General features: G+C 73.2%; 24 protein-coding genes. 7 read left to right on the top strand and 17 right to left on the bottom strand.

What is annotated here, in order from left to right:
• Positions 1-77: 77 nt before the first annotated feature.
• The 6 genes from OG455_RS25710 to OG455_RS25685 all read right to left on the bottom strand — a co-directional run bounded on the left by OG455_RS25710 (position 78) and on the right by OG455_RS25685 (position 11,595).
• Positions 78-6,386 carry a type I polyketide synthase gene (locus OG455_RS25710; protein WP_266297537.1) on the bottom strand — a complete coding sequence of 2,103 codons (6,309 nt, stop codon included), beginning with the start codon at positions 6,384-6,386 and terminating at the stop codon, positions 78-80.
• Between the two features lie 67 nt (positions 6,387-6,453).
• The gene (locus tag OG455_RS25705; RefSeq protein ID WP_266297535.1) at positions 6,454-7,707 is read right to left on the bottom strand and encodes an FAD-dependent monooxygenase; all 1,254 of its coding nucleotides are present in this window, start codon (positions 7,705-7,707) and stop codon (positions 6,454-6,456) included.
• Positions 7,704-8,465 (bottom strand): 2-oxo acid dehydrogenase subunit E2, encoded by a 762-nt coding sequence (locus tag OG455_RS25700; protein ID WP_266297533.1) that lies wholly within the window; start codon positions 8,463-8,465, stop codon positions 7,704-7,706. The genes OG455_RS25705 and OG455_RS25700 overlap by 4 nt, the downstream gene beginning before the upstream one ends.
• On the bottom strand, positions 8,462-8,716 hold the full coding sequence (locus OG455_RS25695; RefSeq protein WP_266297531.1) for an acyl carrier protein: 255 nt from the start codon (positions 8,714-8,716) through the stop codon (positions 8,462-8,464). The genes OG455_RS25700 and OG455_RS25695 overlap by 4 nt, the downstream gene beginning before the upstream one ends.
• Positions 8,706-10,595 carry an HAD family hydrolase gene (locus OG455_RS25690; protein WP_266297528.1) on the bottom strand — a complete coding sequence of 630 codons (1,890 nt, stop codon included), beginning with the start codon at positions 10,593-10,595 and terminating at the stop codon, positions 8,706-8,708. Before OG455_RS25690 ends, OG455_RS25695 begins: the two co-directional genes overlap by 11 nt.
• Positions 10,585-11,595, bottom strand: a complete 1,011-nt coding sequence (locus OG455_RS25685; RefSeq protein WP_266297526.1) for a 3-oxoacyl-ACP synthase III family protein — start codon at positions 11,593-11,595, stop codon at positions 10,585-10,587. The genes OG455_RS25690 and OG455_RS25685 overlap by 11 nt, the downstream gene beginning before the upstream one ends.
• Before the next feature lie 267 nt (positions 11,596-11,862).
• Here OG455_RS25685 and OG455_RS25680 point away from each other — a divergent pair, with 267 nt between their 5' ends.
• Positions 11,863-12,315, top strand: a complete 453-nt coding sequence (locus tag OG455_RS25680) for a hypothetical protein (RefSeq protein ID WP_266297524.1) — start codon at positions 11,863-11,865, stop codon at positions 12,313-12,315.
• A gap of 65 nt (positions 12,316-12,380) precedes the next feature.
• The gene (locus tag OG455_RS25675) at positions 12,381-15,698 is read left to right on the top strand and encodes a S41 family peptidase (RefSeq protein WP_266297522.1); all 3,318 of its coding nucleotides are present in this window, start codon (positions 12,381-12,383) and stop codon (positions 15,696-15,698) included.
• A gap of 153 nt (positions 15,699-15,851) precedes the next feature.
• Here OG455_RS25675 and OG455_RS25670 read toward each other — a convergent pair whose 3' ends face one another.
• The gene (locus OG455_RS25670; protein WP_266297520.1) at positions 15,852-16,115 is read right to left on the bottom strand and encodes a hypothetical protein; all 264 of its coding nucleotides are present in this window, start codon (positions 16,113-16,115) and stop codon (positions 15,852-15,854) included.
• Positions 16,116-16,321: 206 nt separating this feature from the next.
• On the bottom strand, positions 16,322-17,164 hold the full coding sequence (locus tag OG455_RS25665) for an SDR family oxidoreductase (protein ID WP_266297518.1): 843 nt from the start codon (positions 17,162-17,164) through the stop codon (positions 16,322-16,324).
• A 105-nt stretch (positions 17,165-17,269) separates the two neighbouring features.
• Here OG455_RS25665 and OG455_RS25660 point away from each other — a divergent pair, with 105 nt between their 5' ends.
• A complete protein-coding gene (locus OG455_RS25660) occupies positions 17,270-17,728 on the top strand; it encodes a MarR family winged helix-turn-helix transcriptional regulator (protein ID WP_266297516.1) in 459 nt (152 codons plus the stop codon).
• 8 nt (positions 17,729-17,736) lie between these two features.
• Here the strand turns inward: OG455_RS25660 and OG455_RS25655 are convergent, their stop codons facing one another.
• The 5 genes from OG455_RS25655 to OG455_RS25635 all read right to left on the bottom strand — a co-directional run bounded on the left by OG455_RS25655 (position 17,737) and on the right by OG455_RS25635 (position 20,205).
• The gene (locus tag OG455_RS25655) at positions 17,737-18,210 is read right to left on the bottom strand and encodes a hypothetical protein (protein ID WP_266297514.1); all 474 of its coding nucleotides are present in this window, start codon (positions 18,208-18,210) and stop codon (positions 17,737-17,739) included.
• A gap of 128 nt (positions 18,211-18,338) precedes the next feature.
• The gene (locus OG455_RS25650; RefSeq protein ID WP_266297512.1) at positions 18,339-18,995 is read right to left on the bottom strand and encodes a hypothetical protein; all 657 of its coding nucleotides are present in this window, start codon (positions 18,993-18,995) and stop codon (positions 18,339-18,341) included.
• Between the two features lie 102 nt (positions 18,996-19,097).
• The gene (locus tag OG455_RS25645) at positions 19,098-19,385 is read right to left on the bottom strand and encodes a hypothetical protein (protein WP_266297510.1); all 288 of its coding nucleotides are present in this window, start codon (positions 19,383-19,385) and stop codon (positions 19,098-19,100) included.
• Positions 19,386-19,744: 359 nt separating this feature from the next.
• Positions 19,745-19,978: a hypothetical protein gene (locus OG455_RS25640; protein ID WP_266297508.1), complete on the bottom strand. Its 234-nt coding sequence runs from the start codon at positions 19,976-19,978 to the stop codon at positions 19,745-19,747.
• Positions 19,975-20,205: a hypothetical protein gene (locus tag OG455_RS25635; RefSeq protein WP_266297503.1), complete on the bottom strand. Its 231-nt coding sequence runs from the start codon at positions 20,203-20,205 to the stop codon at positions 19,975-19,977. Before OG455_RS25635 ends, OG455_RS25640 begins: the two co-directional genes overlap by 4 nt.
• Before the next feature lie 106 nt (positions 20,206-20,311).
• Between OG455_RS25635 and OG455_RS25630 the strand changes: the two genes are divergently transcribed.
• Both OG455_RS25630 and OG455_RS25625 read left to right on the top strand, forming a co-directional pair.
• The gene (locus OG455_RS25630) at positions 20,312-21,142 is read left to right on the top strand and encodes a DUF5753 domain-containing protein (RefSeq protein ID WP_266297501.1); all 831 of its coding nucleotides are present in this window, start codon (positions 20,312-20,314) and stop codon (positions 21,140-21,142) included.
• Positions 21,139-21,345, top strand: a complete 207-nt coding sequence (locus OG455_RS25625; RefSeq protein ID WP_266297498.1) for a DUF397 domain-containing protein — start codon at positions 21,139-21,141, stop codon at positions 21,343-21,345. Before OG455_RS25630 ends, OG455_RS25625 begins: the two co-directional genes overlap by 4 nt.
• Before the next feature lie 136 nt (positions 21,346-21,481).
• On the opposite strand, the gene OG455_RS25620 is transcribed toward OG455_RS25625, so the two are convergent.
• The 4 genes from OG455_RS25620 to OG455_RS25605 all read right to left on the bottom strand — a co-directional run bounded on the left by OG455_RS25620 (position 21,482) and on the right by OG455_RS25605 (position 23,888).
• Positions 21,482-21,844: a DUF6086 family protein gene (locus OG455_RS25620; RefSeq protein ID WP_266297494.1), complete on the bottom strand. Its 363-nt coding sequence runs from the start codon at positions 21,842-21,844 to the stop codon at positions 21,482-21,484.
• A gap of 31 nt (positions 21,845-21,875) precedes the next feature.
• A complete protein-coding gene (locus OG455_RS25615) occupies positions 21,876-23,081 on the bottom strand; it encodes a WXG100 family type VII secretion target (protein ID WP_266297492.1) in 1,206 nt (401 codons plus the stop codon).
• Positions 23,081-23,416: a hypothetical protein gene (locus OG455_RS25610; protein ID WP_266297489.1), complete on the bottom strand. Its 336-nt coding sequence runs from the start codon at positions 23,414-23,416 to the stop codon at positions 23,081-23,083. The genes OG455_RS25615 and OG455_RS25610 overlap by 1 nt, the downstream gene beginning before the upstream one ends.
• Before the next feature lie 202 nt (positions 23,417-23,618).
• Positions 23,619-23,888, bottom strand: coding sequence for a hypothetical protein (locus OG455_RS25605; protein WP_266297487.1), 270 nt, complete (start codon positions 23,886-23,888; stop codon positions 23,619-23,621).
• A gap of 394 nt (positions 23,889-24,282) precedes the next feature.
• Here OG455_RS25605 and OG455_RS25600 point away from each other — a divergent pair, with 394 nt between their 5' ends.
• A complete protein-coding gene (locus tag OG455_RS25600; RefSeq protein ID WP_266297485.1) occupies positions 24,283-25,059 on the top strand; it encodes an alpha/beta hydrolase in 777 nt (258 codons plus the stop codon).
• A gap of 284 nt (positions 25,060-25,343) precedes the next feature.
• Positions 25,344-26,111 (top strand): alpha/beta hydrolase, encoded by a 768-nt coding sequence (locus tag OG455_RS25595; protein WP_266297483.1) that lies wholly within the window; start codon positions 25,344-25,346, stop codon positions 26,109-26,111.
• Positions 26,112-26,116: the final 5 nt, after the last annotated feature.

Below are 26,116 nucleotides of genomic sequence, written 5' to 3'. Positions count from 1 at the left end.
ACGTGAAGGTGAAGGGCCCGGGGCCGGTGCGGCCGCCCGGGTGCGTGGGGCACCGGGGCGGCCGCGCCGGCGCTCGCTCAGGCCGTGGTCGCCTCGGTGGCCTCGCCGGCCTCCTCGGCCAGTCGCTCACTCAGCACCTCGGACAGGGCCCGGGAGGTCCCGTAGGTCCACAGCAGGGTGGGCGAGAGCTTGAGGCCGAAGGCGGCCTCCAGCCGGTTGCGCAGTTCCAGACCCATCAGGGAGTCCAGGCCGAGCGCCTTGAAGGGGGTCTCCCGATCGATCGCCTTCGGGTCCAACCGCAGGACCCGGCCCGCCAGTTCGCGGACCTTCTGCTCCACCAGCGCGGGCCGCTCGGCCGGGGCCGCGGCCAGCACGGTGGTGCGGAACTCACTGCCGCCGCCCGCGGTGCCGCCCTGCTGGGAGGTCTGGCGCAGCACCTGCCAGCTCTTCAGCGCGGCGGTGTCGGGGTAGGCGTCGAACCACTGGCGCAGGTTGAGCGGCACGTAGCCGACCACCTGCTCGCCCTGGTCCAGGAACCTGGTCAGAGCCGGCCAGGCCTCCTCGGCGGTGAAGCCCGCCATGCCGCGCTCGGCGAGCCGGGCGCCGCGGTTCTCGTCCTGGGCGGCCAGGCCGATCCCCTCGAACGGGCCCCACTGCACGCTCAGCGCGGGCACCCCGCGCCGGCGCCGGGCCTCGGCCAGCGCGTCCTGGTAGGAGTTGCCGGCCGCGTAGGCCGCCTGGCCCGCGTTGCCGATCAGCGTGGCGGCGGAGGAGAAGAGCACGAAGAGGTCCAGCGGGTCGCCCGCGGTGGCCGCGTCCAGGTTGCGGGCGCCGTCCACCTTGGGGGCCAGCACCCGGGCCAGCTGCTCCGGCTTGAGGTTCAGCACGGTGGCGTCGTCCAGCAGGCCGGCCGCGTGGAACACCCCGCGCAGCGCGGGCAGTTCGGCCCGCACCCGGGTCAGCGTGGCGGTCAGCGAGGCGGCGTCGGCCACATCGGCGGCGTACGCCGCGACCCGTACCCCGCGCTCGCGCAGCGCCGCCAGCCGCAGCTCGGCCTCGGCCGTGGGGGCCGAGCGGCCCAGCAGCGCGAGCGCGCCGGCGCCCTGGTCGGCGAGGTACTCGGCCAGCGAGAGGCCCAGCGCGCCGAGCCCGCCGCTGAGCAGGTAGGTGCCGTCCGCGCGGAACCTGCCGCCCGGCCGCGGCTCGGGCGCCACCGCGGTCACCGTGGCCGGGTCCCGCAGCACGAACTTGCCGATGTGGCTGCCCTTGGACATCTCCCGCAGCGCCTCCGCCGCGTCGGCGAAGGAGTAGTCGAGCACCGGGAGCCCGCCCACCGTGCCGGCCGTGATCAGGTCCCAGACCTCGGCGAAGAGCCGGGCGAACTTCGCGGGCCTGCGGTCCATCAGACCCGCCAGGTCGACCGCCGCCAGCGAGATCCCCTTGCGGAAGGCGTCCAGGCTGATCGTGCGACCGCCGTAGATGTCCTTCTTGCCGACCTCGACGAACCGGCCGTCCTCGGCCAGCACCTCCAGACCGAGCTTGATCGCCGCGCCGGTCAGCGAGTTGAGCACCACGTCGACCCCGCGGCCGCCGGTGGCGGCGAGCGTCCGCTCGGCCCAGGACAGGTCGCGGGAGTCGAAGACGTCGGTGACGCCCAGCTCGCGCAGGTAGGCGCGCTTGGCCTCGCTGCCCGCGGTGGCGATCACCCGGGCGCCGCGCGCCTGGGCGATCTTCACCGCGGCCAGCCCCAGGCCGCCGGTGGCGGAGTGGATCAGCACGCTCTCACCCGGCTCCAGCGCCGCCAGGCCGTCCAGCGCGTACCAGGCGGTCGCCATCACCAGCGGCAGCGCCGCGGCGGCGGTGTCGCCCAGGTGGGCCGGGATCGGCCGGGCGTGCTCGGCGGCGACCGTCACGTAGGAGGCGATCGAGCCGAAGGAGCAGGCCACCACCCGGTCGCCGACCGCGTATCCGGTGACCCCCTCGCCGATGGCGGCGACGGTGCCCGCGCACTCGCCGCCGAGCAGGTCCGCGCCGGCCGAGGAGTCGGGGTAGGTGCCCATCGCCTTCATCACGTCGATGAAGTTGAGCGCCGTGGCACTGACCGCGATCTCGATCTGGCCGGCCGCCGGGGCCCGGCGGGTGAGCGGCTTGAAGACCAGGCCGTCCCAGAAGCCGGGCCGCTCGGGCACCAGCCGGAACGGCTCGGCGGGCCGCTGCCAGGCGGCGAGCTCGCGCTCCTCGCCGGCGCCGTCCGCGCCGCGCACCAGGCGGGCCACGAACCGCTCGCCGGCCCGCAGCGCGACCTGGTCCTCGCCCTCGTCGGCGAGCAATTCGGCCGCCAGGTCGTCGATCTGAGCGTCCGTCAGATCGATGACGGCTGGCCGCAGTTCGGGGTGCTCACGGCGCAGCACCCGGGTGAAGCCCCAGTACAGCGCGGCGCCCGGGTCCACCTGGTCGGTGTCGGTGGCCGCCTGCCCGCGCTCGGTGACCACGGTCAGCCGCGGCGGGGTGGCCAGCGTGCCGGCCGCCCGGACCAGGGCGGCCAGGGCCAGCAGCCCGGTGCGCTGGGCGGCGAGCGTGGCGGCGGCCGGCGGCGCGATCAGCACCAGCTCGGTCGGCGCCTGGCCCTCCTTCAGCAGCCGGGTCCAGGCCGCCTCGTCGGTGGCCTCGGCGGCGCTCGGGCGCACCGCCCGGGCGCTCGCCCCGGCGGCGCCGAGCGCGGCGGCCAGCCGCGCGCCGCCGTCGCCCTCGGCCGGCTCGCCGGGCAGCTCGCCGATCAGCCAGCTGCCGGTGGCGGTGGGCTCGGCGGTGCGGGCCTGCGCCCGGAACCGCAGCCGGTGCACCCGGTCCGCGTCGGTGTCGGCCGGGCCCTCGGTGGCCAGCCGCTGGAGCTTCAGCCCCACCAGGGTGGCCAGCGGCCGCCGCTCGGCGTCGAAGAGGAAGAGGTCGACGCTCTCCGCGTCCGCACCCTCCTCGACGGCGCGGCGAACCGCGTAGGACCACAGGCCCAGCACCGGCTCGGCCAGCTCCTGGTGCAGCTCGATCCGCGCGACGCCGACCGGGACGACCGCGTCCTGGCCCTCGTTCAGCGCGAGCGAGACCTGCAGCGCCGCGTCGAGCAGCGCCGGGTGCAGGGTGTGCGCGCGGGCCCCGGCCACGCAACGCTCCGGCAGCCGGACCTCGCCGAGTGCGGCGCCGTCCAGCACCCGCACCCCGCCCAGCCCCTGGAAGGCGGGGCCGTAGTTGAGGCCGCGGGCGGCGCAGGCGGCGTAGAACTCCTCGGCGCTGCCCGCCTGCTGGGCCAGCAGGCCCTCGGGGAAGTCGGTCCTCGCCGGCTCGGCGGCGCGGCGGCCGCTCAGCCGGGCGCTCGCGTGCTCGGTCCAGGCGGTGGCGCCGGCGGGCAGCGAGAGCAGCGTGAAGCTGCCGCCCTCGGTGACGTCGTCGCGCCACAGCACGCTCAGCCTGGCGGCCTCGTCGGTCAGCGTCAGGTCGCTCTTGAAGGCGAAGTCGGTGACCTGGCCGGGCACCGCTCCGGTGCGGGCGTGCGCGGTGGCCAGCGCGAAGGAGACCATCGCGGCGCCGGGCAGCACCACCGCCTCGTGGACCTGGTGGTCGCGCAGCCAGGGCTGGTCGGCCAGCGCGAGTTCGGCGCCGCCCTGCCAGCTGTCCTGCTCGGAGGCGAGCGGGGTGAGCGCGAACTCCAGTCCGCCCTGGGCCGTGCCCCGGCGGCGGCCCTCGGCGACCCAGAAGCGCTCACGCTGCCACGGGTAGCCGGGCACCGCGGCCGGGGCGCCGGCGGCCTGCCGGACGAAGGGCCGCAGGCCGTTCACGTAGCCGCGGGCGAAGGCCAGCTGCAGGTCGACGCGGCTGCCCTGCTCGCGGCGCAGCGAGGTGAGCACGGCCGGCGGCTCGGTGCGCAGCGCGGCCAGCTGCTCGATCGCGGGGGCCAGGATCGGGTGCGGGCTGATCTCCACCACGTGGGTGACGCCGTCGTCGAAGAGCTTGCCCATCGCGTCGGCGAAGAGCACCGGGCGGCGCAGGTTCTGCACCCAGTACTCGGTGTCCATCTCGGGGCCTTCGAGCGCCTCGACCCGCACGGTCGACATCAGGCCGATCGTGCCGGTGCGCGGCCGCACCTCGGCCAGCGCGCTCTGCAGGTCCTCGCGCAGCTCGTCCATCTGCGGGCTGTGCGAGGCGTAGTCGACGTTGACCAGGCGGCAGAAGGTGCCCTCGGCCTCCAGGATCTCCTTGAGGGTGAGCACCGCGTCGATGTCGCCGGAGAGCACGCAGGAGGAGGGGCCGTTGTTGACCGCGAGCGAGACCTGCTCCTCGAAGCCCTCCAGCGCCGCGCGGGCACCGGCCACGTCGAGGTCGACGGCGAGCATCCGGCCCTTGCCGGAGGTGCGCCGGGCGATCGCGCTGCGCCGGGCCATCACCAGGGCGGCGTCCTCGTAGGAGAGGATGCCGGCCAGCGTGGCGGCGGTGACCTCGCCCTGGCTGTGCCCGATCACCACGTCGGGCTCGACGCCCACCGAGCGCCAGCGCTCGGCGATGCCCAGCGACATGGCCCAGAGCGCGGGCTGCAGCATGTCGATCCGGCCCAGCCACTCCTCGCCCGCGGTGCCGGCCACGATGGCCGGCAGGTCCCACTCGAAGTGCGGGCGCAGCGCCTCGGCGCAGCGGTCGATCACCTTGGTGAAGACCGGGTCCTGGCCGTAGAGTTCGCGGCCCATCCCGGACCACTGCGAGCCCTGGCCGGGAAAGACGAAGACGGTCCTGCCGAGCGCGCGGGCCCGGCCGCTGACCACCGCCGGCCCCGAGGAGTCGAGCTGGTCCTGCGACGGGTCGGCGGCGTAGCGGCGCAGGCCCTCGGCGAGCGCCTCGCCGTCGGCGCCGACCACCGCGAGGCGCAGCGGGAAGTGGTCGCGCCGGCTGCCCAGGGTGGCCACCACGTCTCTCGCGGGGGCCTGCGCCGACTGCGGGTCGAGCACCGGGGCCAGCTGCTCGGCGCGCTCGCGCAGCGCGTCCTCGTGGTGCGCGGAGAGCGGCAGCAGCAGCGGGCCGTCCTGCGGGGCACACCCGCCGACGGTCGGCTCGGGCGCGCTGCGCAGCACCACGTGCGCGTTGGTGCCGCCCCAGCCGAAGGAGTTGACGCCCATGTAGAGCTCGCCCTCGGCGGGCAGCTCCAGCGGCTCGCGCACCACCTTCAGGTTGAGCGCCTCGAAGTCGATGTCGGGGTTGAGCTCGGCGGAGTGCAGGCTCGGCGGCACCACCCGGTGCTTGAGCGAGAGCACCGCCTTGACCAGGCCGACCATGCCGGCCGCGGCCTCCAGGTGGCCGACGTTGGTCTTGGCCGACCCGATGCCCAGCGGGCCCAGCGCGCGGTCGCGGCCCTGGGCGAGCACGGTGCCGATGCCGGCCGCCTCGACCGGGTCGCCGCGCAGCGTGCCAGTGCCGTGCGCCTCGATGTAGGAGAGCTTGTCGAGCGGGATGTCCGTGCCCCCGTAGACCTGGCGCAGCAGGTCCACCTGGCCGGCCGGGTTGGGGGTGACCAGGCTGTCGCCGCCCGCGTCGTTGTTGACGGCGGTGCGCACGATCACGCCGTGCACCCGGTCGCCGTCGGCCAGCGCCTTGTCGAGCCGCTTGAGGTAGACCGCCACCACGCCCTCGCCGCGCACGAAGCCGTCGGCGGCGGCGCCGAAGGCGTGGCAGCGACCGGCCTTGGAGAGGCCGCCGAAGTGGGTCAGGCCGATCGAGACGTCCGGCGCCATGATCAGGTTGACGCCCGCGACCACCGCGCCCTCGATCTCGCCCGAGCGCAGCGCCTGGCCGGCCAGGTGCAGCGCGACCAGCGAGGAGGAGCAGCCGGTCTCCACAGCGAGGCTGGGGCCCTTGAGCTTGAGGAAGTAGGAGAGCCGGGCGGCGATCACGTCCAGCGCGTTGCCGACGATGCTGTGCTGGGTGGCCCCGGCCCCGCGCTCCTTGCGCAGCAGCTCGTAGTCGTGCCAGCTGGCGCCGACGTAGACGCCGGTGCGCGACTCGCGCAGCTCCTCGGCCGGGCGCCCGGCGTCCTCCAGCGCGCGCCACCCGGCCTCCAGCACCAGGCGCTGCTGCGGGTCCATGTCCTCGGCCTCGCGCGGCGAGATGCCGAAGAAGGTCGGGTCGAACTGGTCCAGGTCCTCCAGGAATCCGCCGACGGCCTGGACGGTCTTCTCGGGGTCGAGCTGCGCCGTGGCGTCCCAGCGGTCGGCGGGGACCGGCCGGATGGCGTCGGTGCGCTCGCTGAGCACCCGCCAGAAACCGTCCACGTCGGGTGCGCCGGGGAGGCGGGCCGACATGCCGACGATGGCGATCAGCTGCTCGGGGTCGTGGGTGTCTTCAGGCATCTCGGTCAACCTCAAGTCAGTGAAGGGGAAAGGATTCCTGGGGCGCCTGGGGCGATGTGACGAGTCGTCAGACGGCGGCGCGGACGGCGGTCCCGGGCGCGGTGGCCCGCAGGTCCACCGGGTCGATCGGGTGCGGGGCGTTGATCACCTTGCCGAAGACCTTGTACTTGATCGGCAGCGCGTTCAGCGCGCTGTAGCGGGCCCGGCGCGCCCAGACCGCGAACGGGGTGCTGGCGCTGAGCGCCGACTCCTGGATCCGCTGGTAGCGGGTCACCTGGGCCTTGTGGGCGCGGCGGTCGGCCACGAAGGCGTCGAACTCGCGGGCCGGGACCTGCGCTTCGGCCTTCTTCAGGGCGCGGGCGATCACCGGGGCGACGCAGACCACGTCCTGGATGGCGAGGTTGACGCCCTGGCCCAGGATCGGGGTGACGGTGTGCGAGGCGTCGCCGATCAGGACCAGCCCGTCGCGGGCCCACTGGTCCAGCTCCGCGGTGAAGATCTCCAGGAAGCTGGTGTCGTCGAAGGAGGTCAGGTACTCGTCGAGCAGCGGGCGCAGCCGCGGGTCGATCGCGGCGATGCCGTTGCGGAAGGCGTCGAAGCCCTCCTTGCGCAGGTCGCCCAGGCCGCGCTTGGGCAGGTTGTGCCCCACCCGCAGGAAGTCGGGGAAGGTCGGCAGCACGACCAGGTGCTTGTCCTTGTTGACCACCAGCTGGGCCTGGTTGCCCCAGTCGGCCGGGCGCGGCAGCTTGAAGGAGAGGAAGTCGCGGCCCATCGGGGTGATGGTCGCCTCCAGGCCCGCGGCCTTGCGCACCTTGGAGAAACGGCCGTCGGCGCCGACCACCAGGCGGGAGCGGACCTCCACCCGGGAGCCGTCGGCGAGCTTGAGCACCGCGCCGCGCACCTGCCCGCCCTCCTCGATCAGGCCGGTGCAGTTGGTGCTGGAGGCGTAGGTGTAGGTCGGCTCGGCCTGCGCGGACTGCTGGAAGATGCCGATCAGCGCGGGCTGCGGGATGTCGATCGGCAGCGTGCCGATGGAGAACTTCGCGTAGTCGATGGCGAAGACCTGGCGGCCCTCCATCCGCATCGTCACGGCCTGGGTCTCCAGGTAGCCGTGGTCGCGCAGCGCGGCGTCGAAGCCGAGCCGGCGCAGCGTGACGGCGGACGGCGCGGCCAGCGTCTCGCCGCGGAAGTCGCGGGCCAGGCTCGACTGCTTCTCCACCTGCAGCACCTCGATGCCGCGCCGGGCCAGCAGGCAGCCCAGCAGGGCACCGGCCGGACCGCCGCCGACGATCAGCACATCCACAGTGGTCGGGACGGTCATGGCATCTCCCAGTGCTCGAGCTTGTCCTTGGTGCGGGCGAGGAGTTCGGCGGCCAACGCACCGTCGAGGATGCGGTGGTCGAAGGTGAGCGAGAGGGTCAGGACGGGCGCGACGACGACCTCGCCGCCGCGCACCACGGGGGTGTCGGCGATCCGCCCGACCCCGAAGCCGAGCGAGCCGGTGATCATCGGCAGGATCGAGCGGACCGGCTCGTGGCCCACCGAGGTGACCGAGAAGACCCCGCCCAGCTCGGTGCGCCGCACCGGGTTCCGGGTGGCCAGCCGGTAGGCCAGCCAGGCCAGCGGAATCGGCAGCCTGGCCACCCGCAGCACGTTGCGGAACGGCCCCTCGGGGTCGGTGACCTCGGCGTCCTTGTAGCCGTCGAGCTCGGTCTGCACCTCCAGCACCGAGCGGTTCTGGGCCGAGGTGACGATGCCGGAGACCACGCAGCGGGTGCCGTCGGCCGTCTTGTCGAAGAGCACCTTGGCGTGCACCTCGTCCAGCACCGCGAGCTTGGGCCGGCCCGTCGAGCCGGTCAGCACCGAGCGGGCCGGCGGGCAGTCGGCGATCACGTCGGCGCCGGCCTTGACCACGAAGCTGGCGTAGCTGAGCTTGCCGCCGCTGCTGGTACGCGCCGCCTTGAGCCGGGTCGCGTCCACGTCGGCCACCAGGTGCACGTGGCAGGTGTTCCGGGCATCGCGCAGGAAGGTGTAGGTGCCGCGCCGGGCGGCCGGGAAGGCCGAGGTGACCACGCTCATCGCGCCACCAGGACATCGGCCACCAGGGCCGAGAGGTCGGCCAGCAACTCGGCCTTCATGAAGCGGTCGTAGTCGACCGGCTCGCCGAGCTCGCGCTCCAGGTAGACCAGCACCCGCAGGGCGTTGACCGAGTCCCACTCCTCGATGTCGGCCAGCGGCTGCTCCATCGACAGCCCGTCCTCCTCAAGGTCCAGCAGCTGGGCGACGACTTCCTTGACCACCTGGTCGGACGACAGCTGATCAGCTGACACGGAATGCCTCCTCGGGCTCGTTGATGCGGATCCACCTGGGGAGGTCGGAGAGCTCCCGCAGGTCGTGGCGGAAGACGCCGGGCGCCGTCTCGGTGAACCCGGCGGCGGTGTAGAAGCCGGCGAACTGGCCGTTCTTCGCGGTCCTCGTGTAGCTCGCCAGGACGGCTGGGGCGCCCTCGGCGACCGCCGCCCGCAGCACCAGGCCGAGGATCGCGTCCTCCACCTCGCGGGAGAAGACCCGGCAGCTGAGCACGAAGTTCTCCACGGTCCGGGCGCCCTCGGCGTCCCGGCCGAGCGCGAGCGCGGCGATCAGGCCGTTGTCGCCGAACCGGTCGGTGAGCCGGGCGGCGAAGAAGTCGCTCACCCCCGCCTCCACCTCGTCCAGCCCGTAGCGCACTCCGGTCAGGTTGAACTGGTTTGTCTTGCCGAAGAGTTGGGCGATCCGCACGGCGTTCAGCGGGTTGACCGCTTCGACCGTGAGCTCGGAGTCCAGGCTCTCCAGATAGTCCGTCAGACTGCTCGCGGCGCCGGCCAGTTCGGCTCGCGCGGCGCGGGAGCGGTAGAGCTCGGTGCGGTCGCGGTCCTCGGCGGTCAGGCTCAGCACGTTGAAGTCGCCGCGCCCCGCCAGGGTGACCGCGTAGCCGGCCGGGTCCCCGGGCAGCTCCACGGTGGCCACCTGCGGCAGCACCTCGCGCATCAGGCCGCGCTCCACCGGGTTGTCGTCGACGAAGACCATCGCGTCCACGCCGATGTTCAGCTGCTCGGCCATCTTCGCCAGGTTGTCCGGCTTGGGGTTCCAGTTGGCCGCGAAGGCGACGAAGTCGGCCTGGGCCAGCGCCATCTCGGGGTGGGTGGCCACCGCCTCCCGGGCGATCACCTCCTCGTTCTTCGAGGCGACCGCCAGCATCACCCCCTGCGCCATGAAGTCCTTGGCCAGCACCTGCAGTTCGCGGTGCGCCGAGCCGGGGAAGGCGCCGCCGAGCTTGAGCCCGGCCACCGAGTCGTCGCCGACCACGCCGCCCCAGAGCGTGTTGTCCAGGTCGAGCACCAGGCACTTGGCGGCCCGGCCCAGCGCGGCCCGCACCACCTTGGCCAGCTCGCCCGCGTACTCGGCCAGGAACCGCGCCGCGTACACCTGCCCGGCCACGTGCCGCATCCGGTCGGTGGCGAAGAGCTGCCCGGCGCGCTCGGCCGGCTCGGCCAGGTCCAGCACCACGAGCGCCTCGTGCCGCTCGGCCAGCGCCAGCAGCTCGGCGTTCATCCGCTGCCAGGCGGCGGCCAGCCGGGCCTTGCCGCGGTAGTCCACGAAGCGGCCCCGGGTGAGCGCGCCCAGCGGCACGGTGGCCAGCACCACCAGCCCGCCCAGCGCCTGCCGCGCGGCGGTCAGCCACTGCTCGATCTCCCCGGGGAAGGCCGCGCAGCGCTGCTCGATCTCGGTCAGGTCGAGCCGCTGCGCCACGCCCTCGAAGACCGCCGCCTCGTCCAGCAGCAGCGCGCTGAGCTGCGGGCGCAGGTCCTTCAGGGTCGGCGCGCCGGCCAGGATCTCGAAGCGCCACTGGTTGAAGCCGGTGGAGCGGATCTCGGGCAGCACCCCCGCGCCCACCAGGTGGGCGGTCAGCAGCGGCGCCAGCGCGTCCAGCGTGGAGCTGCCCAGCAGCGCCAACCGGTAGTCGGCGAAGCCGCCGGCGGCCGCCAGCTGCTCGCGCTGGACCCGGCCCGACAGCAGGCTGCCGGCCGCCTCCAGGTCCAGCGGGTCGCCCGCCGCCACCAGCTCGGCGAGCAGCGCGCGCGCCCGGTCGGCCGAGCCGCCCAGCCCGGCGCGCTTGAGGGCGCGCAGCTCGGCGACCGGCGAGCGGTAGGTGGTCGGCTCAGCGGACATCGCCGGCCTCCTGCCGCCGGTGCCGCAGCGCCAGGCCGGAGACGGTCCACTTGGAGGACTCGATCGTGGTGACCAGCACCCGGTCCCCCGAGCCGCCGCCCTCCTCGATCCGGCGCAGCGCCCGGTAGAGCTGGATGAAGGGCAGCGCGTTGCCGTTGTTGCCGGTGTCCGCGACGCAGGAGACGGCCTGCTCGGGGCGCACCCCCATGAAGTCCCGGATCTTGTCGGCCATCACGCCGTTCAGCTGCGGGGTGAGGATGTGCTCGACCTCGCCGACCGGCCAGCCGGTGAGCGCGGCCAGCTCCTGCAGCACGCCCGCGGCCAGGCCCGGCACGTTCTCCTCGATCGCCTTGTAGTCCTCCTCGCCCATCGGCTCGCGGATCTCCTTGCCGTTCGGCGCGGTGATCATCGGCGCGCCGTCGGCCCCGTACCAGCGCACCACCTGGGCGGGCTTGCGGCCCTTGCCGACGGTGCGCAGCACCAGCTGGTCGACCACCAGGCCGGGCCCCTCGGTGTCGGCGTCGACCACCGCGGCGCCCGCGCCGTCGCCGAAGAGCGCGAAGTTGGCCAGCTCGGCCGGGCTGATCCGCTTCAGGTCGCGGTTGGCGGGCCAGAGCTTGACCACGCTGTCCGCGCCGATCACCAGGCCGCGCTTGAGACCCGAGGCGAGCATCGCGCGCGCGGTGTAGAGGCCCTGCAGCGCCCCGGCGCAGCCGGAGGTGAGCTGGAAGGTGGGCAGGTCGTTGAGGCCCAGCCGGTCGGCGACCAGGTTCACGGTGGCCGGCATCAGGTGGTCGGGCGAGCCCGTGGTCAGGATCAGGAAGTCGATCGAGGAGAGCTCCGCTCCGGCCGCCGCCAGCGCCCGCTCGCCGGCCAGCGTGGCCAGGTCGCCGGTGTTCTTCGGTACGCCGTCCGCGCTGTCCGGTTCGCAGAAGTAGCGGCTGCGGTTGCCGGTCATCCGGTCCAGCCACTTCTCGTGCAGGCCGAAACGTTCCGCCATGTCCCGGTTCGTGACCGGCTCGCCCGGGAGCACCTCACTGAGGCCGATGATTCTCAAGGGATCAGATCCTTGTCTCGCGTCCGTGGGTTGCACGATCCGAGGCGGTGCCGGCATCAGCCGCTACGCCCGGTCCAGTTACGTCCGAACGTAGGTTTCGCGACTTGTGAGGCACTTGAGAACGACTCCACACCCGGCGCACCCCGCCCGGCGGCCCCGCGGCGCGGCTATCCTGGGGCGCGGCACGGCCCTGACCGAAGGGCACGAGAGATGCGCGTCGGAATCACCGGGTACCAAGGCCTCTCCGACCTGACCGAAATGCTGGTGCGCGGCGAGCTGTGGCGGCTGGTGACCACCTACGGGCCGTACGAGCTGGTCGGCGTCACCGCGCTGCGCCCGGGTCCGGAGACCTGGTTCGCCCACGCGGTGCGCGAGCACGGCGGCACGGTGGAGATCGTGCTGCCCGCGAGCGGCGGCCCGCTGCCCGCCACCGAGCTCGCCCGCGAGGCCACCGCCGTGCACCGGCTGGCCCCCGTCGCGGCCGGCGGCCTGGGCGAGGACCTCGGCCGCGCGCTGGTCGGCATGATCGACGAGCTGATCGCGGTCTGGGACGGCACCGAGGACGGCCCCCAGCGCGAACCCGCCGAGATCGCCCGGCTGACCCGTGCCGCCGGGCTCTGGGTGCACGAGGTCTGGCCGGAGGGCAGCGAGCGGCCCAGCTGAACGGCACGGCACGGCACCGCCCCGGACCGGGCCTGCGGTTGCCGCGCCCGCCCCGCCCCCGAACCATGGGAGGGGTGAGCGACGACCACCGCGGCTACCTGCGGCACCCCCATCTGACGGACGGTCTGCTGGCACTGACCGCCGAGGACGACGTCTGGCTCGCCCCGCTCGGCCCCGACGGGGTGTCAGGCCGGGCCTGGCGGGTCAGCTGCGACCGCACCCGGGTCTCCCACCCCCGGCTCTCCCCCGACGGCCGCACCGTCGCCTGGACCAGCTGGGCCGCGCTCACCCCCGAGGTGTGGACCGCGCCCACCGAGGGCGGCGAGGCGGTCCGGCTCACCTACTGGGGCAGCCAGGACACCCGGGTGCGCGGCTGGCTGCCCACCGGCGAGGTGCTCGCGCTCACCTCCTACCACGAGCCCTTCGCCCACTACACCTGGGCGCACGCGCTGCCGCCGGACGGCTCACCGGGCCGCCGGCTGCCCTGGGGCCCGGTCAGCGACGCCCAGCTGACGGCGGATCACACCCTGCTGCTGACCGCCGCCGCCCCGCACGAGCCGACCGCCTGGAAGCGCTACCGCGGCGGCGCCACCGGGCGGCTCTGGCTCGACGGCGAGCAGCTGCTGCCCGAGCTGCCCGGCCACCTCGCCGCCCCGATGCTGGTCGACGGACCGGGCGGGCCCCGGGTCGCCTTCCTCTCCGACCACGAGGGCATCGGCAACCTCTACTCCTGCCGCTTCGACGGCACCGACCTGCGCCGCCACACCGACCACGCGAACTTCTACGCGCGCGAGGCGACCACCGACGGCCGCCGGGTGGTCTACCAGCACGCGGGTGACCTCTGGCTGCTGGAGAGCCTGGCGGCCCCGGCCCCGCGCCGGCTCACCGTGCGCCTGGGCGGCGCGCGGGCCGGGCGCCGGCCGTACCAGGTGACCGCCGCGCGGCACCTCAACGACCTGGTCTGCGACGCCACCGGGCGCTCCGGCGTGGTCGGGGTGCGCGGCAGTCTCTACTGGCTCACCCACCGGGACGGCCCGGCCCGCGCGCTCGCCGACACCCCGGGGGTGCGCACCCGGCTGCCCGCGGTGCTCGGCGGCACCGGGCGGATCGCCTGGGTCACCGACGCCGAGGGCGAGGACGCGATCGAACTGGCCGCGCTGCCCGGCGGCCCGGCGGGGCCGTCCGGACCTGCGGGACCTGCGGGACCTGCGGGACCTGCGGGGCCGGCGGGGGCTTTGGACGCGGCGGAGCCGGCAGCGCCTCCCGGACCGGCACGGGCGCCCCGCCGCCTCGCCGCCGGGCAGCTGGGCCGGGTGCTGGAGCTGGTCGCCAGCCCCGACGGCCACCTGCTGGCCTGCGCGAGCACCGACGGCCGGCTGCTGCTGGTGGACACCGCCGACGGCGCGGTCCGCGAGCTGGCCAGGGCCGGCTACGGCCCGATCCGCGGCCTGGCCTTCGCCCCCGACTCGCGCTGGCTGGCCTGGTCCCAGCCGGTGGCCGGCCGCTCGCTGCGCCGGATCCGGCTGCAGCGCCTGGACCTGTCGGACGCGCTGCCGCTGGACGTCACCGACGGCCGCTTCGAGGACGAGCAGCCGGTCTTCACCCGCGACGGCCGCTACCTGGTCTTCCTCTCCTGGCGCGGCTTCGATCCGGTGCACGACGTACACACCGGCGACCTCTCCTTCCCGCTCGGCTGCCGCCCCTACCTGGTCCCGCTGGCCGCCGACACCCCCTCGCCGTTCGCCGCGCCGGTGGGCGACGAGGCCGCGCCGGCGCCGGGCGACGGCACCGTCCTGGTGGACACCGAGGGCCTGGGCGAGCGGCTGGTGCCCTTCCCGGTGATCGCCTCCAAGTACTCCAGCCCGGCACCGGTGCGCGGCGGACTGCTCTGGCTGCGCTGGCCCATCTCCGGCGCGCTCGGCGAGACCTTCGCCAGCCCCACCGACCTCTCGGGCCGCCCGGCGCTGGACTACTTCGACCTGGCCTCGGCCACCCGCAGCACGGTGCAGGACCAGGTGGACGGCTTCGCGGTCAGCGGCGACGGCACGGCGGTGGCCACCTTCGCCTCCGGCGTCCTCAAGCTGCTGCCGCTGGCCGGCCCGGGCGGCCCGGTGACGGTGGACCTGCGCCGGATCACCCACACGGTCCACCCGGGCCCGGAGTGGCGCCAGGCCTACCGCGAGACGGCCCGGCTGGTGCGCGACCAGTTCTGGGACCCGGAGCTGGGCGGCCTGGACTGGCCCGCGCTGGTCGCCCAGTACGAACCGCTGCTGGAGCGGATCGCCTCCCCCGACGACTTCGCCGACCTGCTGCGCGAGCTGCTCGGCGAGCTGGGCACCTCGCACGCCTACGTCACCCCGGCCCGGCGCGGCGAGGGCCCGGCGCCGGTGCAGCAGCCGCTCGGCCTGCTCGGCGCCGGGGTGCGCCGCGCGGCGGACGGCCGCTGGCTGCTGCGCCGGGTGCTGCTCGGCGAGTCCTCCGACCCGCGGGCCCGCGCCCCGCTGGCCGGCCACCAGGTGCGCGAGGGCGACGAGTTGGTGGCGATCGCGGGCCGCACCCCCGACCCGGTGCGCGGCCCCGCCCCGCTGCTGGCCGGGGCCGGCGGCAGCACCCTCGAACTCGCCTTCCGGCGCGGCCCGCAGGGCCCGGTGCGCCGGGTGGCGATCACCCCGCTGACCGACGAGCGGCCGCTGCGCTACCAGGACTGGGTGGCCCGGCGCCGCACCCTGGTACGGGAGTTCAGCGACGGCCTCTGCGGCTACCTGCACATCCCCGACCTCGGCGGCTCCGGCTGGGCGCAGTTCAACCGCGACCTGCGCCGCGAACTCGACCGGCCCGCCCTGGTGCTGGACGTGCGGGGCAACGCCGGGGGCAACGTCTCGGAGCTGGTGCTGGAGAAGCTCACCCGCCGGGTGCTGGCCTGGGACCACACCCGCGGCCGCCGCGCGGTGCGCTACCCGCGCGACGCGCCGCGCGGTCCGATCGTGGCGCTGGCCGACGAGGCGACCAGCTCGGACGGGGACGTGATCATCGCGGCGGTCAAACTGCTGGGCCTGGGACCGGTGGTGGGCCGGCGGACCTGGGGCGGGGTGGTGGGCACCATGGGGCGGTACACCCTGGGCGACGGCACCCAGATCTCGGTGCCCGCCAACGCCTCCTGGTTCACCGGTGGTTACGGCTTCGGGATCGAGAACCGCGGGGTCGAACCGGACCTGGCGGTGCTGCGCAGCCCCGCCGACTGGGCGGCCGGGCGCAACACCGAGCTGGCCGAGGCGGTCCGGGTGGCCCTGGAGCTGCTGCGCGCCCACCCCGCCGCCGCCCCGCCGCCGGCCGACACCCCGCGCCCCGACCTGCGACGGCCCCCGCTGCCACCGCGCGGCTGACGCGGGGGCGGGGGGCCGGGGGGCTACCGGGTTCAGGGACTACCGGGTTCGGGAACTCCCGGGTTCGGGAACTCCCGGGTTCGGGCACGGAAAAACCGGACGCCCGCCGCCTCGTCGCAGCGGGCGCCCGGCGCGTGGTGCCGGGTCAGCGGATCACCGCTCCCATTCGGGGCCGCCCTCGCTCTCCATGTCCGACTTGGCCTGCTGCACCTGCTCGTCGGTGCCCGGGGTGCTCGGCGCGGTCCGGCCGGTCATGTTCCCCATCGCGTCGGCCGCGGGGCCGGGCAGATGCTCCTGCGCCTTCTCCGAGGCCTGCTGTCCGGCGTCCATCGCGCGATCCTTGGCGCCGGCCGTCATGTCCGCGGCCTTGTCGCTGTGGTCGCCGAACATGCCCTTGAGCCTGTCTAGCATGCCCATGTCTCCTCCTCGCGGTTCGTCCGACAATGGGCTGCCACCAAGATGTCACCGCTCGCGTCGTCCCGCATGTCGGCGGTGCGCGCCTGGTCATCCGGTGTCCCGCACCAGGCCCCTACCCGCCCCGGGGGCGCCGACACACTGTGCGCTTCTCAGCCCGGAGGCTCCCCGGCCCGACGCTCCCCGGCCCGGACACTCCCCGGCGCGGGTCAGGCCACCCAGCCGGTGGTCAGGCCCTGCACGGCCGATCCGTCCTGGTCGGCGAGCTTGACGGCGGTGAAGGCCCGCGCCGCCTCCGAGGTCTGCACCCGGAAGGCCGGCTTCTCGGCGGCCAGCACCTCGATGATCGAGGCGGCCGCGCCCTCGGAGGTCTGCGCGTTGGCGAAGGCCCCCTGGACGCGCTCCAGGTACTTGGCCAGGGCCGGGCCGTACGGACCTGCGGCGGCCACGGCGTCGGGGTCGATGCCGACGTTGGCGACGAACTCGCTGGCCACCGCGCCCGGCTCCACCACGCTCACGGTCACCCCCGTGGTCGCGGCCACCGGCGCGAGCGACTCCATGAAGCCCTCGACCGCGAACTTGGCCGCGCAGTACGCCTCGTTGAACGGCTGCCCGACCACGCCGCCGACGCTGGTGACGGTGATCAGCCGGCCCCGGCTCGCGCGCAGCAGCGGCAGCGCGGCCCGGGTCACCTGGACCACCCCGAAGAAGTTCACCTCCATGACGGCGCGCACCTGCTCGACGCTCTGCTGCTCGATGGTGCCCACGTGCCCGGCCCCGGCGTTGTTGACCACCGCGTCCAGCCGCCCGTGGTCGGCCGCGATGCCGGCCACACAGGCCTCGACGGAGGCCGGGTCGGTCACGTCCAGGGCCCGGACCTCGACCAGTTCGCGCACCCCGGCGGCCTCGGCGGCGGCCAGCAGCGCGCCCGCCTTGCCCGGGTCGCGCATGGTGGCCACGGCCCGCCAGCCGGCCTGCGCGGCCGCGACAGCCGTGGCCAGGCCGATGCCGGAGGAGGTGCCGGTGATCAGGACGGTCGGCTCGGTGCTCATACTGCACTCCTCATGATCAGTAATATTTATGATCCATAACTAGTTGCCTCGATAACTATGCAACCCGATGTTTTCGATTGTCAAGCATCTCGATAGACTGGCGGCATGCCTGCGGATGACCCGACCAACGAACAGCCGACCGGCGCCGACCTGACCCGCCCCGACCTGACCCGCGAAGTCGTGGCGCTCTTCGCCGCGATCCACCGCCGCTACGCCCAGGAGTCCGAGGCCGCCGCCGCCCCGCACGAGCTGACCCCGCTGCAGGCCAAGGCCCTGCTGGCCGCCGAGCAGCCGGTCGCCATGCGCCGGATCGCCGAGCAGTTGCACGCCGAGCCGTCCAACGTCACCGCGATCGTGGACCGACTGGAGTCCCGCGGCCTGGCCGAGCGCCGCCCCAGCCCCGGCGACCGCCGCGTCAAGCTCGTCGCCGCCACCGAGGCCGGCCTGCGCGTGATCGCCGACCTGCGCGCCAGGACCCCGTTCGCCTCCCAGCCCCTGGAGCGGCTGAGCGGGGCACAGCGCGAGGAGCTGCGCGACCTGCTGCGGCTGCTGCTGGGCGACTGACCGCCGCCTCAGCCAGCGCAGCTCTCGGTGTTCCGCAGCCGCCACCCGGCCGGCGACTCCCGCAGCGCCGTGCCCGCCAGCCAGTCGCACGCCGCCGCCAGCGCCCGGGCGGCGGCGAGCGGATCACCGTAGGCGAGCCGTCCCTCCGCGTAGGCGGCGACCTCGTGCCCCGTGCACTCCTCGCCGTACCGGCACGGCACCTCGATCTCCGCGCCGACCAGCCACGGCGGCCCCATCCGCAGGTCGTTGCCGCACCGGCGCGCGACGTAGAGCCCGGCACCGAACGCCACCTCCGGCAGCCGGAGGTAGCCGTAGACCTCCCCGGCGTACGGAAGCCCGCCGACCGGATTGCTCCGCAGCCCACCCCGCACCCCCAACCGCCGCGCCAGCCCGCCCAGTCGGGCATCCGCCAGCGCCAACGCCTCACCTACGGCGGCCACGGCGTCGTCGTCCAGGTCGGGGAACATCCAGTGCGGCTCCATCCGCCCAGTGTCGCGGCGCGGCGGCGGGCCGCCCAGGGGATGGGTGAGGATCGGCGAGGAGTGATGACGATGTGTCAGATCGTGGTTGGCAGGAGCCACTCACCGGCCGTCGCCGTCAACATCTCGCCTCAACCACCTTCCAGGAGCCTAGCCGCGGCCTGCGGCTCCATGACGGTTGACCAGGCTTGTTCAGCGGGCAGCAGATGCCGACCGGGTAGGGCGTACTCGGGAAACCAGGACTGCGGGTCGCAGCCGGGCACATGCCGAAGGATCACGACGGCGAGGTCATCGGGAACAGAGCCGGTGATGCGCACAGCCACATAGGTCTCGTGGCCCTCGTCGGCGCGTACCAGAACACCGAGTCGGAAGGTCGGAAAGTCGGTGGCGTGTTCGTGACCGTCACGCAGCGACCCCCGCGTGAGATCTTGGAGCTCGGCGACAAGACGGCGAACCAGCCGGATGCCGGCCTCAAGGCGATGGCGGGCGTAGTCGTCGGCCGTCGGCAGGAGCGGGCCGACGTAAGTCTTGCCCGGCAGCGGCTTCGAGTGTTCCGAGTTGTGCCGGGCCCTGGCGGCGTTCGCATCGGCCTCCAGCGCGGCATAAAAGTCGTCTGCCGAACCATCCTCACGCTGACCGGCCGCGACGAGCCACGGCTGATCCTCGTCCAGCCAGACCGCACCCCGCCAGCGCTGGATCTTGACCTTGAAGAGCACTTCATCATCGATGGCACGGATGCGCTCATGGGTGCCGTGATCACCTGCGAACTGCTCTCGCGCCTTGCCCATGAGCGGGTGGTCGATATCGTCAAGAGCCTCCCTGCCCGACGGCAGCGGGAGTTCGAGGTCCTCACGGAGTGTGCGCAAGGTAGGGCGAGGAGGCTGCATCTCTCAGTCGTCCCCGCCGGTCCCGCCGAGTTCCTCGATCCGCTCAGGCGAGAGCCCGGTGAGCAGCGAGACGCTTGAGGCCAGACTGCCGTCGAGCTTGCGCATTTTCTCCATCATGCTCGCCCGGACCTCTTCCCGACGGAGTTCCAGATAGGTACGCACCGCCTCCGCGACCAGGTCCTTCTTCGTCATGCCGAGAAAGTGCGCGCCATCGGAGATCAGCTCGTCGACAGCCGCATCCACCTTCAGCGGTGCGGTTGCCCGCGCTCGAGTCAGGTCAGTCGGGGTCACAGCATCCACCTTCCATTGGTACCCCAGGGTACTCATACCTGGAGCTACCGATCCAGGTATGCCGAGCGAGCGGCCCAGAAGCGACCCGGCTCGAATGATCACGGCGGGAGTCAGCCCTGCCCGGACAGGTCGCCGCGACGGGGGCCGCGGTGCGGGTCGGTCGCGGTGATGCGGGTGTGGAGGGCGTGCATCGCGGTGAGGGTGGCGTCGAGTTCGGCGGGGGTGGGGGCGGTGCCGGTGGTGACTTGGCGGTCGAGCCGGCGGCCGAGGGTGCGCAGGTCGGCGGTGGTTTCGGGGCAGGGGTGTGAGCGGGGTCGGGGGTGGTGGTCATGGCGGTGGGTTCCTCGGTTCGGTCCGGCTCAGGGTGGGCCGCCGTGGCGGGCGGCGCGCAGGCGGGCGCGGTGGACGTAGCGGGTGGCGCGTTCGAAGCCGTCCACGCAGTAAGGGAGGGTGACTTGACCGGTGTCGGTGGCGATCAGGGGGCCCGGGGCGATCAGGGTCTGGCGGTCGCAGCAGGCGCACCAGCCGAAGCGCCACTGGTGGCGGGGCGGCAGCGGGACGGGCCCGGTGGGGGCGGGCCAGGGGGTGCTCATCGCGGGGTGTGGGCGGGCCGCAAGTCGGGTGCGGGGGTGAGGGGTTGGATCTCGCTGGCCGGGGTCTCCCACTCGCAGCCGCCGCCGGGCGGGCGCAGGTAGACGGTGGGGTGCTTGGCGTAGCCGGGGCCCATGTAGTGACCGGTGAGGCCGTGCTTCTCGTCGCGGACGAGTTCGTTCGGCTGGGGGGTGTAGAGCGTGGGCGGGGGCGTGTTGCGCTTACTCATGACCGTTCCTCTCCGTAGTGAACTGATTACAAGGATCGGCATGTGGGGATAGGCTCGCCAGGGGTTGAACCTTGACAAACCCTGCACGTGAAAGGTTCGAACAGTCTTGGAAGCCATCGAAACTGACTTTCCGTCATCTCCGCAGACGCGCTTCGCCACCGAGTTCCGCAGGTCACGGCGAGGTCGAGGCTGGTCCCAAGTGCAGACCGGCAGGCGCATGGGCTTCTCCAACACGCTGGTTTCGTACGTCGAACGAGGGAAGCGTCCTCCAACAAAGAACTTCGCCGTTAAAGCCGATGAGGTGTTCGACTCAGGCGAGGCCTTCTACGAGCTTTGGCGCCGGTGCACGCGCGCGGCGCTGCTGGAGGGCTTCGAGGAGTTCGCAGAGTGCGAGGGGCGCTGCCGGAAGCTGCGGACGTTCCAACTCGCAGTTGTTCCAGGCATCTTTCAGACTCCGGCGTACGCTGCGGCAATCGAAACGGCGGCCGTACAGCGGGGCAGCATCACCCAAGCTCAGGCGGACGAACGAATCGCCTTCCTCGCCACCCGGCAGCGACGGCTGTTCGAGCAGAAGGTCCCACCTATCGTCCACGCGGTCATGGATGAGAGCTGCCTGATGCGCCCGATCGGCGGGCGAGCGGTGATGCTCGACCAACTGGACCACATCGAAGAGCTGGCGAGCCACCCGAACGTCACGTTCCAGATCGCCCCGCTCAGCCTCGCGGAGCACCGCCCGTTCCTGCTCCCGGTAACGCTGCTGATCATGCCCGACCGCTCAGTTGTCGGCTACTCCGAATCGCAGTTGCGGGGCTACCTTGAGCGCAGCCGTGACATCGTGTCAGCTTGGGAGAGGGACTACGATCACCTCCTAGTGGAGTCGCTGTCCAAAGGCGCCTCCCTGGCCAGGATCCACGCAGCCCGGAAGGACCTTCAATGAACATCGATCTGACCGATGCCCGCTGGATCAAGTCACGGCACAGCGGAAACGGCGGCGAGTGCGTCGAGGTGGCCCCCGGCTTCCCCGCCCTCGTCCCCGTCCGCGACTCCAAGGACCCCGGCGGCCCCGCCCTCGTCTTCACCGCAGAAGGCTTCGCCGCCTTCGTGGCCGGCGTGAAGGACGGGGAGTTCGGCGCCGGCTGACCCGAATCCGCAGGCAGTGGCCGACGGTCAGTCGGTTGGTCTCGGTGCCGGCCGTCCGTGCTGTCGCGGTGTGTCGGGGTAGGCGTGTGGCCCGGGTGTCGTGCCGGGTGAGCGGATCCGGGTGTGACGCCTGGGCTCAGCGGGGCATCGAGCGGGCGTGCTCGTCGCGCAGCTGGGTCCAGGCGCCGAGCTGGTCCGGGTCGGTGGCGGGGAGCCGGCCGCCCACCCGGTCGAGCAGCACCAGCGAGGTGGCGATGACGCCGACGGTCAGCGAGCGCAGGATCGGGTGGGTCGCCCGGTGGTACTGGCGCAGCAGCTCGCCGAGGAAGCCCTCCAGGGTCGGGGGGTCGATCTCGCACTCGTCCTCGACGATCTCGCCGATCCCGGACGCCAGACCGAGGGTGCCGGCCACGGCCTCGACCTGGGCGGTGTAGAGCCGCGCGACGGTGTTCGACGCGTCCCAGACGACCTCGTCCTGGACCTGGAACGTGCAACTCACGCTGCTCACCTCACTGTTGACCGTGCGCGGCTCAATCGGCCCACTGCACTTCGACGTCCACGCCCGGATGGGCGGCCTTCCAGTCGTTGACGGCCTGCTCGACGGTCGCCTTGAACTGCGGGGTGGCTCCCGGTTCGGTGAAGTCCAGCCCCATCGGGGCGTCCTCGTACCCCGGCATGTACGGGCGGGCTCGCACGTACGAATCGAGCTTCTTGACGACGTTCTTGTCGACCCACTTCTGCGGGTCCATCCGTGGATCCTGCCCGGTCGCCGTCTTCTCCTCCCAGAGCCTGCCGTCCTGGACCCGGTCGATGTCGGTGATCGTATCGGAGAGGTCGTTCGGGTTGTCGACGACGTAGTTGGTGTCGCCCTCCTGCGGCGGCCGGAGCCGGTTGCTCAGGGGCTCGGTGCTGTCTCCGCCGCCACCCCCGCCACCGCCGTCGGAGCTCATGTTGACCCGGTCCTGGCCGGCCGCGTCGTGCATGATGTTGTTCATCCCGGCCCAGGCGAAGCCGAGGCCGCCCGAGATGGCACCGGCCGACACCACACCGGCCGGCACGCCCAGGAAGGCTCCGACGCCGGTGATGTCCAGGGCGAAGCCGCCCACCTCGCCGCCCGCGCCGAGCAGTGCCAGTCCGAGGCCGCCGGCCGTTTCGAGCACCGAGCCCGGGTCGTGGACCATCGCGTTGCCCACCGAGAGGATCGCGGTGGCCGCGTCCTCGCCGGCGCCCTCGATGGCGTGGCCGACATCGGAGAAGAACCCACCGATGTCGTCGCCGACCCTGGACCAGAAGCCGGGCTTGGGCGGTGCGAGGTCGCGTGCCTTGCCGATCGCGGTGGCAGCGGTGTTGCCCGCCGAGTCGAGCTGGCCGCGGGCCTTGTCGAGGGCGTCGCCGGCGCCCTTCTTGTCACCGGAGTTCCACTGGCCGATCGCGGTGGCGGCTTGGCCCTGCGCCCACTCCAGGGTCGAGACGTAACCGTTCAGCGCGTCGGCGGCGCTGTGGAAGGCGTCACCGGCCTGCAGCCACTTGGTGGGTTGCCCGTGAAAGGCGTGCCGGAAGGCGTCCCCGGCCTTGCCCCGCCAGCCGTCCGCCGTGTCGATCCGCTGCAGGCCGGCTCCCGCCTGGTGCAACGAGTCTCCGTAGGCCCGGAGTTCGGTCTCCGTCTGGTAGATGGCGGCCGGCTCCCCGGGGATGAGCGCCTTCGGGTCGTTGGTGCTGCCGAGTTCGGCGGTCATCACTGCACTCCGGGATCCGGGCCGCTGCCCTGGATGTCGCCGTTCGCCGCCGTGACGATGTGCTGCTGGGCGTCCTGATCCGCCTTGACGTAGGCGTTGTTGCTGGCCGTCAGGCGGTCGACGACCTCCTTGCCGTCCTTCGCGAGGTTGTCCACTCCGCGTTTCCACCGGCTGAGGAAGTCCGAGAGGACGTCGGCCAGATGGCCGTGGCCGATCTTCCCGGCGTCGTGCGGGATGTCCGTGACGCTCTGCTGACCCACCTGCGCCAGGGTGTCGTCGACGCCGGTCGCCGCGTCCTTGAGCGCGCCCAGGTCCACCTCGAAGCCGTCTGCCATGGCCGGTACCCCCGTTCGGTCTGAGGCGACGGAGCGACTGTAGGACTGGTGGCGTCAACTCGTCCTTATCAAACAGAATTGACGTCGTGTCGGCTCTGTGTTCCCGGCGTGGAGCCGGTGCCCTGCGGTGCTGCGCCGGTCAGCGCACCAGGGGGAGGAAGACCGTGTTCATCGGGCCCGAAGGGGGCCCTCCCGTCCGGCTCTACCGCCGGCAGCGCCGAACGTAGTACGCGTGGGTCAGGGTCAGCACCGCGGGCCCCCAGAGCATGCCCGGCGCGATGCCGGCCGCCGCCAGGGCCGCCCACCAGCCGTTGGCGTAGGAGGGCGGGGTGAGGCCGAAGACGTAGCCGATGTGCCACCAGTGCCAGGGCTGGGGCGAGTTCGGCAGCAGCCCCATCTGGAAGCCGAACGCGAAGGGCAGCCGCCACAGGCACCACGGGAGCAGCAGGAGGGGGATCGCCCGGGCCGCCACCGAACGCCCAGTCGGGGACCGGCCGTTCGGTGGCGCCGACGGGCGGGTGGGGATGCGAGGCCTTGAAGGTCATGGCTCGATCCTCGCTGCGGGGTGGACGGCTGTGACCAGCCCCAGGAAGGGACCGGATCCCCGGCGCGAGGGAACCGCCGTCCCCGCGAGGAGGACGAGTGGGGCGTCCGCTGGTACACCTCCGCCTTCGCCGACGCGTACCTGCTGAAGATCGCCGGAAAAACATGCCCTGGCGGGAGCGCGGTCGTGCTAGCTTACGCGTCGTCAAGTGCTGCTGCGCATCGAGGAGGTGAGACCGATCAACGTTGTGACGAGTCGGGCCTCCCTCCCCCGCAGGGCCTAGGGAGTGCCCGCGAAGGCATCCCGAAAGGCTTGAACGCACATGTACTTCATTTCTGAGACGTCGGCCAACGGCGTCATCGAGCGGTCCTTCACCCTCCCCTCTCCCACCGCCTCCGGCGAGGTCCCCGGCGTGCTCTGGTCGCCGGCCTCCGACGCGGCCGGGCGCGCGCCGCTGGTCCTGATGGCCCACGGCGGCGGCAACCACAAGAAGCACCCGGCGATGTCCGGCCGCGCCCAGCGCCTGGTGGCCGGCGCCGGCTTCCACGTCGCCGTCATCGACGCCCCCGGTCACGGCGAGCGGCCGCGCACCGCGCACGACGAGGCGGAGGTCGCCGAGTTGTTCCGGGCGCGGGCGGCGGGTGAGCCGGAAGGCCCCGTCGTCGTGCGGTACAACGAGCACCTGGCGCGGCTCGCGGTCCCCGAGTACCGGGCGCTGCTGGACGCCCTCCAGGAGCTCCCGGAGATCGGCGCCGACGGGCCGGTCGGCTTCTGGGGCATCAACATGGGCACCGCGATCGGCGTGCCGTTCGTGGCGGACGAACCCAGGATCACCGCCGCCGTCTTCGGCCAGCACTGGCCCGATGTCCTGGCCGAGCGGGCGAAGCGGATCACCGTCCCGATCGAGTACGACATGCAGTGGGACGACGAGCACATCTCGCGCGAGGAGGGCCTGGCACTGTTCGACGCCTTCGCCTCGACGGAGAAGTCGTTGCACGTGAACTCGGGCCGGCACAAGGAGCTGCCCCGGTTCGAGGCCGACAGCGCGGTCCGGTTCTTCGCCCGGCACCTCACCGGCGTGGTCGCCCCGTCGGCCTGACCGGGGGCCTGAGGTGAGCGGTACCGGCGCCCGCCCGCCCGAGCGGGTGGGCGCCGACCGCCGGCCGGGGCCTGTCCGGCGCCGTGATCACACGGCGGGGAAAAGGTTGGCGGGCCGGCTGATCGGGCTGGTAGCTTGCACTCGACCGCGACGCCGTCCGAGGAGGTGAGACCCATGAACGCTGTATCGATGTGGGTGCTCCCCCTTGCCGTCACGGTCGGGCGATTGACGTAGGTGTCGCCGGGAGCGCCTCGACAACCAGGCACTCCCGAAAGGCAACACCCATGCATTCTCTGCAGTTCACCGCCGAGTCGTCGTCGAACGGCACGGTCGAGCGCGACTTCACCGTGGGCGACGTCCCCGGCGTTCTCTGGTCGCCGGCCTCCGACTCGGCCGAGCGCGCGCCCCTGGTCCTGATGGGCCACGGCGGCGGTGCCCACAAGAAGCACCCCGCGATGGCGGGCCGGGCACAGCGCCTGGTGGCCGACGGCGGCTTCCACGTCGCCGTCATCGACGCGCCCGGTCACGGAGACCGGCCGCGCACCGCGCAGGACGAGCGGGAGATCGCCGAGCTTCGCGCGGCGCAGGCGGCGGGCGAGCCGGCAGGACCGATCGTCGTCCGTTACAACGCCCGGCTGGCGGAGCTCGCCGTACCCGAGTGGCAGGCGACCCTGGACGCCCTCCAGCAGCTTCCGGAGATCGGCGCCGATGGGCCGGTGGGCTACTTCGGCATCGCCCTGGGCACCGCGATCGGGGTGCCGCTGGTGGCGGTCGAGCCCAGGATCACCGCCGCGGTCCTCGGCCTGATGTGGCCCGATGCCCTGCTCGAAGCGGCGAGGCGGATCACCGTTCCGATCGAGTTCGACCTGCAATGGGACGACGAGCTCATCCCGCGCGAGGCCGGCCTCGCGCTGTTCGACGCCTTCGGCTCGACGGAGAAGACCTTGCACGCCAACGCGGGCAAGCACTTCGACTTCCCCAGGTTCGAGGCCGACAGCGCGGTCCGGTTCCTCGCCCGGCACCTCGGCGGCTCGGTCACCTCACCGGCCTGAAGGTG

The organism is Kitasatospora sp. NBC_01287, assembly GCF_026340565.1.
Taxonomy (GTDB): domain Bacteria; phylum Actinomycetota; class Actinomycetes; order Streptomycetales; family Streptomycetaceae; genus Kitasatospora.
This window is presented reverse-complemented; position numbering and strand designations above follow the sequence as displayed.